Origin of the sequence: Desulfuromonas sp. TF, assembly GCF_000472285.1 — a bacterium.
Classification (GTDB): Bacteria; Desulfobacterota; Desulfuromonadia; order Desulfuromonadales; family ATBO01; genus ATBO01.
On record NZ_KI421418.1, the window covers coordinates 178,946 to 186,391 of the forward strand.

Genomic DNA, 7,446 nt, shown 5'->3' on the forward strand with positions numbered 1-7,446 from the left:
CGGGCTGCCCATTCCGGCGGCCGCCAGCATGGTTTCCACCTGCGTCCTCCTTTTTCATTATCTTGGTGATACCGGCACCATCAAGAAGGCTTCGATTCTGATTCTGATCTATGTGCTCGCCTTTTTAATGGTCAGCAATTTCCGCTACTATTCTTTCAAGGACCCCGAACTGGTCAAGCGCCAGCCCTTCAGCTTCCTGGTGCTTGCCATATTCTTTATCATCATTATCGTGGCTCAGCCGGAGATTGCTCTTTTTCTGCTCTTTTTCGTCTACATGGCCTCCGGTCCCCTGGCCTCTGTAGTGCGGCTGGTCCGGCGTCCGAAAAAGGCCGTCTGAAGATTTCCATCGGGCCAAACAAGGTATGACTTTGCGGAAAAAATCCCCCACATGCAAATTCGGAACAGCAAAATTCTTGACACCGCACTGGAATTCCTGTTCTATTAACATCAACAATTTAAAAGGCAATGAAGAGGAGTAGTAGACTCTTCCCCTGTTTCAGAGAGCCGGCGGTTGGTGCGAGCCGGTACAGGACGTGTCGAACTCGCCTCGGAGCCGCGAAGATGAACTCTCTACCGGAAAGCGGTATCAGTAGTCTTCGTCGTGAGCCTGCGTAAATGGCCGATCAAGGTCCGCCGAAGCGACAGCCGCGGTGGTGGACGAACCAGGGTGGTACCGCGAAGCGAGAGCTTTCGCCCCTGTACGGGGTGGAAGCTTTTTTATTTTTTCAGTTCACGGAAAAAGCGTTTGAATGGGCTCTCCCACAGGGTGAAGAAATCGCCGGAGCGGAGAATTGACAAGGAGATCATATGAGCGAGACAAAGACGATCACGATTTTCGATACCACATTGAGGGATGGGGAACAGTCCCCCGGCGCCAGCATGAACATGGAGGAAAAGCTGCGCATCGCCCATCAACTGGAAAAACTCAATGTGGACGTCATCGAGGCCGGTTTCCCCATCGCCTCCGAAGGAGACTTCGAAGCGGTTCGGAAAGTCGCCCAGGTGATCAGGGGGCCCCAGATCGGCGGACTCTGCCGGGCCAACGACATGGATATCGACCGCGCCTGGGAGGCTCTTAAATATGCCGGAGAGCGCGGCCGCATTCACACCTTCATCGCCACCAGCGACATTCACATGCAGTACAAGCTCAAAATGAGCGAAGACCAGGTGGTAGAGACCGCTGTCAATGCGGTGCGGCGAGCGGCCGGCTATACGCCCAACGTCGAGTTTTCCGCCGAGGATGCCGTGCGCACCAGGCTGCCCTTCCTGGCCCGGGTGATTAAAGAAGTCATCGACGCCGGGGCCACCACGGTCAATATCCCCGACACGGTCGGTTACACCATCCCTTCCGAATATTTCAACATCATCAGATACCTGAAGGACAATGTGCCCAACATCGAGAGGGCCAGCATCTCCGTTCACTGTCACAACGATCTCGGCCTGGCGGTGGCGAACTCGCTGGCGGCGGTCCAGGCCGGGGCCGCGCAGGTCGAGTGCACCATCAACGGCATCGGCGAGCGCGCCGGCAACTGCTCCCTGGAGGAGGTGGTGATGGCATTGCGCACCCGTCACGACATCCTCCCCTTTTCCACCAACGTGCATACGGAGCATATCTACGCTGCCAGCAAGCTCCTTTCCACAATTACAGGAATCGTGGTTCAGCCCAATAAGGCCATCGTCGGGGCGAATGCCTTCGCCCATGAGGCCGGGATTCATCAGCACGGGGTCATGATGGAGAAATCGACTTACGAGATCATGACGCCCGAATCGATCGGACTCACCCAGAACAAGCTGGTACTCGGCAAGCATTCCGGGAGACACGCCTTTGTCCAGCGGTTGAACGAACTCGGCTATGAGCTCACCAAGGAAGATATCGAGCGGGCCTTCCTGCGCTTCAAATCCCTTGCCGATCAGAAGAAGGAAATCTTCGACGAAGATCTCGATGCCATCGTTGCAGACGAAATCATCCGCGTGCCCGAAACATTCAAGCTGCTGCAGATGAATGTTTCCTCCGGTTCCTTCGCCGCACCCACCGCGACCGTGGAAATGGAAGTCGACGGAAAAAGGAAGAAGACCGCGATCATGGGCGACGGCCCCGTCGATGCCACGTTCAAGGCGATCAAGAAGCTGACCCGGAGCAAGGCTCGGCTGCTGCACTTTTCCGTCGGCGCGATCACCGGCGGCACCGATGCCCTGGGTGAATGCACCGTGCGTCTGGAAGAGGGCGGCCGCGAGGTTCTGGGGCAGGGGGCTCACTCCGATATCATCGTCGCCAGCGCCAAAGCCTACATCAATGCTCTCAACAAAGCAGCCTCGGTGGCCAAGCGCACCACCGTTCATCTTTAAGAACAGACATCAGCTGTCAGCTATCAGCTTTCAGAAAAAGCACTGATAGCTGATAGCTGCCAACTGATAACTGGTACTTAGATTTACAAGGAGAGATCATGGGAAAGACCATAGCGGAAAAAATCTTCGACGCCCATCTGCGGGATGAACCCTTCCCGGGGACCAGGGTCCTCGATCTGGATCGGGTTCTCTGTCACGAAATCACGACTCCTGTCGCCATTGCCGATCTCGAGTGGCGGGGTAAAGACCGGGTTTTCGACAACACAAAAATAAAGGCGGTGATCGACCACGTCACCCCGGCCAAGGACAGCAAGACAGCCCTGCAGGCCAAGATCCTGCGCGACTGGGCGAGGCGGCATGAAATAAAGGACTTCTTCGATGTCGGGCGCAACGGAGTCTGCCATGCCCTTTTCCCGGAAAAGGGATATATCCGGCCCGGTTATACCGTCATCATGGGGGACAGCCACACCTGCACCCATGGTGCTTTCGGAGCTTTCGCCGCCGGGGTGGGGACCACCGACCTGGAAGTCGGCATTCTCAAGGGGGTCTGCGCCTTTCGCGAACCGGCCTCCATACGCGTGAACCTGACAGGCGAACTCCCCCCCGGAGTTTATTCCAAGGACGTCATCCTCTATGTCATCGGCCAGCTCGGGGTCAACGGTGCCACCGACCGGGTTCTTGAGTTTCGAGGCCCGATCGTCGACGACATGAGCATGGATGCGCGCATGACCCTGTGCAACATGGCCATCGAGGCTGGCGGGACCTGCGGTATCTGCCTCCCCGACATGACCACGGTCGATTACCTCTGGCCTTTCATCCAGGACGACTATGCAAGTCGGGAGGCCGCCCTGGCCGATTTCCGGAGATGGCATTCCGATGAGGACGCCCGCTACGACAAGGTGCTGGATTTCGATGTCTCCAGCCTCGAGCCGCAGGTCACCTACGATTTCAAGCCCGACTGCGTCAAGCCCGTCGGCGAGATGGCCGGGGCCAGGGTCGATCAGATCTACATCGGCACCTGCACGAACGGCCGCATTGAGGATCTGCGCCAGGCGGCCGGAGTTCTCAAGGGCAGGAAGATTGCGGACAGCGTTCGGGGGATCGTTTCTCCGGCAACACCGAAGATCTTCAACGAAGCCCTGGCCGAGGGGATCATCCAGGTTTTCATGGACGCCGGCTTCTGCGTCACCAATCCCACTTGCGGCGCCTGTCTGGGGATGAGCAACGGAGTGCTGGCTGAAGGCGAGGTCTGTGCCTCGACAAGCAACCGCAACTTCAACGGCAGGATGGGGAAGGGGGGGATGGTCCACCTGATGAGTCCCGCCACCGCCGCCGCCACCGCGATCACCGGGGTGATCACTGACGCGCGTAAGATTTAAAAACCTTTTTACCACAGAGACACAGAGACACGGAGGAATCAAAGACATGGACCTGGAAACATTGATTCTGGTTTTCTCTGTGCCTCCGTGCCTCTGTGGTTAATGCCTAAAGGAGTTTATCGCCATGAAAAAGACCTTCGGCGGGCCGGCCATCTTTCTGGACCGGTCCGATATCAATACCGATGAAATCATCCCCGCCAAATACCTCACCGAGGTCACCAAGGAAGCGCTCAAGCCTTACTGCCTTGAGGATCTCAAGCTGGAAGGGTTTGATCCCAGGGGGGATAAGCTCCACAGCGCCCGGGTGGTCGTCTCCCGGCAGAACTTCGGCTGCGGCTCCTCGCGGGAGCATGCTCCCTGGGTCTTTGAGGTGAACGGCATCCATACCATCATCGCCGAGAGCTACGCCCGCATTTTCCGCCAGAACATGTTCAACGGCGGCATGCTGGCCATCGAGCTCCCCAGGGCCGACCTCGACCGCCTCTTCGCCCTTGACGCAGCCGGCGCGGTGGAGATTGCGGTGGACCTCGAAGGACAGAAGGTGACCGCCCGCTCGGGAGGAAAGGTGGAGAGCTTCTCCTTCGACATCAGCCCCTTCGACAAGGCGCTGATCCAGGCCGGCGGCTGGGTGGAATTCGCCGACGCGCGGTACTGAGCAGAAGGAGCAAAATTAAAATATGGAAGGCCGGGTGATTTTTCCCGGCCTTCCGCATTTTAGAATCCAGGAAATATTTTCCAGGTTCCTGAAAAATATCAAATACCGGTTAAAATGGAACTTAATCGTATCTTTCAGTCTAGGAGTTTGGAGGTGATCATGGGAGAGATGCCGAAGGGTCTTTTGAGCCGGGACGAAATGGAATTGGTGAAATACTACCGGGGCCTGTCCTCGCAGCAGCAGTTCGAAATCCTGGAGAGCGCTGAGCACAGTTTCAACGCGGCCAAGCGGATGGAGGAGCTGGCTGGGCGGGAAGTGGAAAAAGGCTTCCCGAGGGATGAATCCCGCTGGTCCTGAGCAGGATTTATCGATTCGACAAATTTCCCCGAAAGGGTGTGTCTTTGTTGGCACAAAAGGTGAGCCCGAAATGGCTCACCTTTTGTGTTTCGGGCCCTCCGGACGCAAAAATGATTTGACAAACATTGGCGCCCTTCCTATAGTGACAGCCGTTTGGAACACGTTGATTTTCCCAACTTTTAACCCCCTTGTGCAGTACATTCAATTACAGTGAAAAGGAGATGAGGAAATATGGCACAGCAGTACAGGATAGCGGTCCTCCCCGGTGACGGCATCGGCCCCGAGGTCATGGCCGAGGCGCTCAAGGTTCTCGACGCGGTGGAAAAGAAATACGACGTCAAGTTCGAGCGGACTTTTGCCAACGTGGGCGGCGCCGGCATCGACAAGGAAGGGAAGGCCCTTCCCCAGACCACCATTGATATCTGCAAAGCCTCCGACGCCATCCTCTTCGGCAGCGTCGGCGGCCCCAAATGGGAGAGCCTCCCGCCGGACGAGCAGCCCGAGCGCGGAGCGCTGCTGCCCCTTCGGAAGATATTCGGCCTCTACGCCAACCTGCGCCCAGCCATAATCTTCCCCTCCCTGACCGGCGCCTCCTCTCTCAAGGAGGAAGTCATCGCCGGCGGCTTCAACGTCCTGGTCGTGCGCGAGCTCACCGGGGGCATCTATTTCTCCCAGCCCAAGGGGATCGAGGGGGAAGGGCGCAACCGCGTCGGGGTCGATACCATGCGCTACAGCGTACCGGAGATCGAGCGGATCGCCCACGTCGCCTTCCAGGCGGCGCAGAAGCGGGGGAAGAAGGTCTGCTCCATCGACAAGGCCAACGTCCTCTCCACCTCCGTCCTCTGGAGGGAGATCGTCGTCGGCATCGGCAAGGAGTATCCGGACGTGGAGCTTTCGCACATGTACGTCGACAACGCCGCCATGCAGCTGGTGCGCTGGCCGAAGCAGTTCGACGTCATCCTCTGCGAGAACATGTTCGGCGACATCCTCTCCGACGAGGCGGCGATGCTGACCGGCTCTCTGGGAATGCTCCCCAGCGCCTCCCTGGCCGAAGGGAGCTTCGGCATGTACGAGCCTTCCGGCGGAAGCGCGCCCGATATCGCCGGGCAGGGGATCGCCAATCCCATCGCCCAGATCCTCTCCGCCGGGATGATGCTGCGGTACTCCTTCGGCATGGTCGAGGCGGCCGACGCCATCGACGACGCCGTGGCGAAGGTCCTCGACCAGGGCTGCCGCACGCGGGACATCTATCAGAAGAAGGAAGGCGAGAAGCTGGTCGACACCAAAGGAATGGGCGACGCGATCGTCGCGGCGCTGTAATGGAATCATCGGGCGGGCACAGGGCCCGCCTCTACTAAATCGCACCTGAAAAGGAACAATGCGTATGAAAGTCGGTCTCATCGGTTGGCGCGGCATGGTCGGTTCGGTCCTTCTGCAGCGGATGCAGGAGGAAAACGATTTCGAGGGCATCGAGCCGGTCTTCTTTTCGACCTCCCAGTCCGGGGCGCCTGCCCCCATGAATGCCGGGACCCTGAAGAATGCCGGGGACGTGGCGGAGCTCAAAAAGCTTGACGTCATAATCACCTGCCAGGGGGGGGATTACACCAAGGAGATGCACCCCGCTCTGCGCCACGCCGGTTGGCAGGGCTACTGGATCGACGCCGCCAGCTCCCTGCGCATGGAGAAGGATGCGGTCATCATTCTCGATCCCGTCAACAGGAGCGTCATCGACGGGGCCTTGGCCCGGGGACAGAAGGACTTCATCGGCGGCAACTGCACGGTGAGTCTCATGCTGATGGCCCTGGGCGGACTCTTCCGCGCCGGACTGGTCGAGTGGCTCTCCTCCATGACCTACCAGGCCGCCTCCGGAGCCGGCGCCCCCAACATGCGCGAGCTCTTCGCCCAGATGGGCGTCCTCCACGATTCGGTCGCCGACCTGCTGAAGAATCCGGCCTCGGCGATCCTGGACATCGACCGCGAGGTCACCGCCACCCTGCGGGGGGAGGGGATGCCGAAGAAGGAATTCGGGTTCCCCCTCGCCGGCAGCCTCCTTCCCTGGATCGACCGCGAGGTCGAGGACGGACAGAGCCGCGAGGAGTGGAAGGGGTATGCCGAGACCAACAAGATCCTCGGCACCGAGAGTCCGATCCCCGTGGACGGTATCTGCGTGCGCGTCGGCGCCATGCGCTGCCACAGCCAGGCGATGACCGTCAAGCTGAAGAAGGACGTGCCGATCGACGAGATCGAGAACCTGATCGCCAACGACAACGAGTGGGTCAAGCTCGTCCCCAACACCAAGGCCGACTCCCTGGCCCGGCTCACTCCCGCCGCCGTCTCCGGGACCCTGACCGTCCCCGTCGGCCGGGTGCGCAAGATGAAGATGGGGCCGCAGTATCTTTCTGCCTTCACCTGCGGCGATCAGCTCCTGTGGGGGGCCGCCGAGCCTCTGCGCCGCATGCTGCGCATTCTTGCGGTGAGGTAGGGGCGAACCCCTGTGTTCGCCCTGGGGCAGACACACAGGTCTGTCCTTACCAAATGATCAACGCAAGGGAACGTAGGGGCGATTCATGAATCGCCCCTACACCTATTTACAACGGGGTCGATCATGAGCAAATTGTGGAACGTCGCAGTCGCCGAGCCTCTGCGCCGCATGCTGCGCATTCTTGCGGTGAGGTAGGGGCGAACCCCTGTGTTCGCCCTGGGGCAGAC

At 59.2% G+C, this 7,446-nt stretch carries 7 protein-coding genes and 1 other annotated feature; all 7 genes read left to right on the forward strand.

Annotated elements, in window-relative coordinates; all coding sequences use genetic code 11:
• Positions 1 to 337 (forward strand): phosphatidylcholine/phosphatidylserine synthase (locus DTF_RS27155; protein WP_369798559.1); only part of this gene is annotated, 337 nt, incomplete at its 5' end.
• A gap of 119 nt (positions 338 to 456) precedes the next feature.
• Positions 457 to 701, forward strand: a binding site (T-box leader).
• Positions 702 to 807: 106 nt separating this feature from the next.
• Complete coding sequence (locus DTF_RS0109095; protein WP_027715072.1) at positions 808 to 2,346, forward strand: 2-isopropylmalate synthase; 1,539 nt, start codon at positions 808 to 810, stop codon at positions 2,344 to 2,346.
• A gap of 98 nt (positions 2,347 to 2,444) precedes the next feature.
• On the forward strand, positions 2,445 to 3,725 hold the full coding sequence (locus DTF_RS0109100) for a 3-isopropylmalate dehydratase large subunit (protein WP_027715073.1): 1,281 nt from the start codon (positions 2,445 to 2,447) through the stop codon (positions 3,723 to 3,725).
• A gap of 124 nt (positions 3,726 to 3,849) precedes the next feature.
• The gene (locus DTF_RS0109105) at positions 3,850 to 4,380 is read left to right on the forward strand and encodes a 3-isopropylmalate dehydratase small subunit 2 (protein WP_027715074.1); all 531 of its coding nucleotides are present in this window, start codon (positions 3,850 to 3,852) and stop codon (positions 4,378 to 4,380) included.
• A gap of 159 nt (positions 4,381 to 4,539) precedes the next feature.
• Entirely contained in the window at positions 4,540 to 4,737 is a 198-nt protein-coding gene (locus DTF_RS0109115) for a hypothetical protein (protein WP_155890768.1), read from the forward strand.
• A gap of 231 nt (positions 4,738 to 4,968) precedes the next feature.
• A complete protein-coding gene (leuB, locus tag DTF_RS0109120) occupies positions 4,969 to 6,057 on the forward strand; it encodes a 3-isopropylmalate dehydrogenase (protein WP_027715076.1) in 1,089 nt (362 codons plus the stop codon).
• Between the two features lie 64 nt (positions 6,058 to 6,121).
• Positions 6,122 to 7,219 (forward strand): aspartate-semialdehyde dehydrogenase, encoded by a 1,098-nt coding sequence (gene asd, locus DTF_RS0109125; protein WP_027715077.1) that lies wholly within the window; start codon positions 6,122 to 6,124, stop codon positions 7,217 to 7,219.
• The last annotated feature ends 227 nt before the right edge of the window (positions 7,220 to 7,446 follow it).

Excerpts from the sequence above, each read along its gene's own strand:
- leuB (WP_027715076.1), top strand. The coding sequence starts at position 4,969 with ATGGCACAGCAGTACAGGATAGCGGTCCTCCCCGGTGACGGCATCGGC.
- DTF_RS0109115 (WP_155890768.1), top strand. The coding sequence starts at position 4,540 with ATGGGAGAGATGCCGAAGGGTCTTTTGAGCCGGGACGAAATGGAATTG.
- asd (WP_027715077.1), top strand. The coding sequence starts at position 6,122 with ATGAAAGTCGGTCTCATCGGTTGGCGCGGCATGGTCGGTTCGGTCCTT.
- DTF_RS0109105 (WP_027715074.1), top strand. The coding sequence starts at position 3,850 with ATGAAAAAGACCTTCGGCGGGCCGGCCATCTTTCTGGACCGGTCCGAT.
- DTF_RS0109100 (WP_027715073.1), top strand. The coding sequence starts at position 2,445 with ATGGGAAAGACCATAGCGGAAAAAATCTTCGACGCCCATCTGCGGGAT.
- DTF_RS0109095 (WP_027715072.1), top strand. The coding sequence starts at position 808 with ATGAGCGAGACAAAGACGATCACGATTTTCGATACCACATTGAGGGAT.